Origin of the sequence: Candidatus Caldatribacterium sp., assembly GCA_014359405.1 — a bacterium.
GTDB classification, from domain to species: domain Bacteria; phylum Atribacterota; class Atribacteria; order Atribacterales; family Caldatribacteriaceae; genus Caldatribacterium; species Caldatribacterium oleiphilum.
Genome location: JACIZN010000166.1, coordinates 1 through 2,886 on the forward strand (window position 1 = coordinate 1; position 2,886 = coordinate 2,886).

3 protein-coding genes and 1 pseudogene are annotated in these 2,886 nt (G+C 51.6%); 2 read left to right on the forward strand and 2 right to left on the reverse strand.

All coding sequences use genetic code 11. The annotated features are described in order from the left end of the window. Nucleotides 1–139: 139 nt before the first annotated feature. Entirely contained in the window at nt 140–640 is a 501-nt protein-coding gene (locus tag H5U36_09860) for a ribonuclease H-like YkuK family protein (protein ID MBC7218411.1), read from the forward strand. On the opposite strand, the gene H5U36_09865 is transcribed toward H5U36_09860, so the two are convergent. Then, nucleotides 631–1,566 (reverse strand): hypothetical protein, encoded by a 936-nt coding sequence (locus H5U36_09865; protein ID MBC7218412.1) that lies wholly within the window; start codon nt 1,564–1,566, stop codon nt 631–633. The genes H5U36_09860 and H5U36_09865 overlap by 10 nt on opposite strands. A gap of 128 nt (nt 1,567–1,694) precedes the next feature. Here H5U36_09865 and H5U36_09870 point away from each other — a divergent pair, with 128 nt between their 5' ends. Next, the gene (locus H5U36_09870; protein ID MBC7218413.1) at nt 1,695–2,177 is read left to right on the forward strand and encodes a TlpA family protein disulfide reductase; all 483 of its coding nucleotides are present in this window, start codon (nt 1,695–1,697) and stop codon (nt 2,175–2,177) included. A 344-nt stretch (nt 2,178–2,521) separates the two neighbouring features. On the opposite strand, the pseudogene H5U36_09875 reads toward H5U36_09870, so the two are convergent. Then, nucleotides 2,522–2,886 (reverse strand): annotated as a pseudogene (locus H5U36_09875) (transposase).

Sequence of the window (2,886 nt, forward strand, 5' to 3'; positions counted from 1 at the left end):
TCCACCATTCTTTTCCGGGCCTGGGCAAAAGGATCCTCTTGGGAAAAGGTAGGGAGAGAGAAGAGGATAAGGAGGAGTAGAAGAAGAATTTTTCTCATTCCCTCGCCCTCCTTTCGAGAGAACGTGGTAGAATAAGGCCATGGTGCAGGATTTCCTTTTCCATAGCCCAACGCAGGGACCACTTGATTTCGAAGGGGTTGTTGCTTCGCTTTTTGCTTTCATTCGGGAAGACCCGGATCGCCATTACCGCATCATTATCGGTACGGATTCGAGGGACATCCAGGAGGACCCACCTGTCCGGGCGTTTGTGACAGCCCTCATCGTCCATCGCGTTGGTTTCGGCGGGCGATATTTCTGGAGGAGGGTGTACGTGAAAAATGTTCGAACCATCCGCGACATCATTTACCATGAGGCTTTTCTGTCCCTTCAGGTTTCCCAGAAACTTGTGGAGTTCCTCCATCGCTTCCCCGGGAACCATCTCTCAAATTACAATGTGGAGATTCACATCGATGTTGGTCAAAATGGTCCCACCCGTAGCCTCATCCGCGAAGTGGTGGGAATGGTCGAGAGCATGGGATTCATCGCTAAGGTAAAGCCAGAATCCTTTGGCGCCTCCCACATTGCCCATCGTCATACCTGATTCTTTGCCCTTCGGAGGGCCTCTTCTACAAGAGGTCTCACGGTGGCATCAATGCTTTCGTCGGTGTCCTCGCAAAAGACCCCTTTGAAGAGGAACCAGTCCTCCCGATGTTCTACGGTTTCCTGAGGCTTAAGGCATACGAGTGGCCCTAAGGTTTCAAGTTCCAGGAAACGGTGGTCAGTGTACACCTCAAAAGAAGAACCCATGTCAGGGTAGAGACGTTCAGGATGGAAAGGAGCGTACTTGACGAAAAGGTATTCCCCGAGAAGGTATGCTCCCCAGCCAAGGCTATTACCAAATCCTGCCTTGTTGGGAGAAGTTTTCTCGGGGTCCTGACGCAGGGTTACGTACCTTCGCCCCCATCGCCAGCGGGAGTCGGACATATCGGTATACCCCCAGAGCACCACGGGCCGCACGGGTAAGAGGTTCTCCGACCAACTCTGGTACGGTTCCTGAGGGATAATGGCCATTCCTTCCCTTTCCATGACCGAGAGCGCCCATGGGGCAAGCTGTACTGGCCAGACTCCCCGGTTGGTGAGGCGATGCAGAACCGCAAGATGGTTGCCTTCCGGATCCATGAGGATTTCTATTTCCTTTTCGATTCCAGTGAGAGACTCGGTTTTCTGAGTAAAGATGCCGCCTCGTTCCGTAAGGGTGAAGAGCACCGGATCGTTGTCAGGGCAATAGGAGCGGGGGTTGGCTTCCGGGGCGTGCCACAGGCGATGTCCTCCAAAAATGTGCCATTCCGTTCCCCCTGAAATACCGCATTCCTCCTCAAGGACCCGAAAGATGTTTTTCTCTCCGATGAAACGGAAAAGAAGAACCCGAGGCCCAACATCAGTGGTGACTATAACCTCAATTGTCCCGTTGCTGATACGGAGATTGTTTTCCCATCCCCAGAAGGACACTTTTTCGATTGTAACCATGGGTACAACCCCTTTTTTTGGGATTACTATACCATGGGTATTCTTAAAGGGCAATCTTGACAGGTCGAGAGAACCCTGGAATAATTCTTACCAGTTTAATCAGAATAATAGAAAAGAGGGAGAGCACCATGAAGCGATGGGTCCTATGGGGTATTCTGGGCATCATCTTCTGCGTGGGTGTGTACCTGGTCGTCTCTTTCTATCGGCCCCATTTTGAGAAGGACTTTATCCTTAGAGATCTCAACAATCGTCCTCTCCGCCTCAGTAGCTTTGCTGGCCGACCAATTATTCTGGTCTTCTTTTCCCCTCGCTGCGGAGAATGCAAAAAAGAGGCTCCATGGCTCAATGAGCTCTACGAAGCCTATCGAGAAGATGGGCTGGTTCTTATCGGTATAGGCATTAAGTATCCGGAAGAAATTCGGGAATTCGTCAGAGAGCAAAAAGTTGAGTATCCCGTGGTTATCGATTCAGCTCTTTCAGTTTGTAAGACTTTCGAGGTCTTTTTCTTGCCCCATCTTGTCTTCATTAATCGCCAGGGGAAAATCGTTTCCACTGCGACCGGCGAAACACCTCCCGAGAAGCTTAAAGAACACCTCCAAGGGATTCTCTGAAGATTTTTGTTTCCCTTGTAGTGCAATAAACGGGCTTTTCTTAGTAAAAAATTTCTCTTTCCTATTGGCTTTTGAAGTTTTTTCATATATCTTACGAAAGTGTAAAGCCCTTTGCAAAAGGGCAATAACCATCAAGGGGGGTGTGTTTGTGAAGCGGTTTCTCGGTGGTGTAGCAGTACTGGTGTTCCTTCTCGTGTTTGGGTCACGTCCCGTCAATAGGTGTAAATTTCGGCCTCCCTTCAGGTCAGAGTCTATTAGCCAGCGATAGCTGTTGCCGTCCTGGCCAAATCAGCAGTCTCGTGTCCGCTGTCTGCTGCCTCCTCGTAAAGTTTGGACATGGACTCGGCGCCTAAAAGGCGCAGAACCGACCTCACATTCGGAAAGATCCCGACGACGTCGCAGCGCTGCGCCAACTCACGGTTCAGACGCTCTAGGACATTGGTGGAGTGTATCCGGCGCCGGTGTTCGTCCGGGAACGCCATGTAGGTCAGCACTTCATCGGCAGCATCGCGCAGCATGGTGGCTACCTGCGGGAACCGACGCTCAAGGTTTCTTGCCACCTGCTCTAACTGGTGCCGGGCCGATGCCTGATCTGGCTGGGCGAACACCGTTTGAACAATTGCTGCCACCATTGACTGCGCGTGCTTGGGTACCCGCGCAAGCAGGCTCCGCATGAAGTGAACCCTGCAACGCTGCCAACTGGCCCCGG